At 70.6% G+C, this 432-nt stretch carries 1 protein-coding gene; it reads left to right on the forward strand.

The annotated features are described in order from the left end of the window. On the forward strand, window positions 1–432 hold a 432-nt coding region (locus ACLZOT_RS50045), incomplete at both ends, for a molybdopterin cofactor-binding domain-containing protein (RefSeq protein ID WP_416975994.1).

Raw genomic sequence — 432 nt, forward strand, 5'->3', positions numbered from 1 at the left:
GGCTTCGGACACGTCCAGTACTCCTTCGCCGCGCACCGCGCGGTCGTCGAGGTGGACACCGAGCTCGGCCTGGTGAAGGTGATCGAGCTGGCCTGCGCCCAGGACGTCGGCAAGGCCCTCAACCCGCTGTCCGTCATCGGCCAGATCCAGGGCGGCACCACCCAGGGCCTCGGCCTGGCCGTCATGGAGGAGATCCTCGTCTCCGACCGCGCCACCGTCCGGAACCCGTCCTTCACCGACTACCTCATCCCCACCATCCTCGACACGCCGCCCATCCCCGTCGACGTGCTCGAACTCGCCGACGACCACGCCCCGTACGGGCTCCGTGGCATCGGCGAGGCACCCACCCTGTCCTCGACCCCGGCCGTCCTCGCGGCGATCCGGGAGGCGACCGGGCTGGAGCTCAACCGGACACCGGTACGGCCGGAACAT

This window comes from Streptomyces sp. 4F14, from assembly GCF_048159485.1.
Taxonomy (GTDB): domain Bacteria; phylum Actinomycetota; class Actinomycetes; order Streptomycetales; family Streptomycetaceae; genus Streptomyces.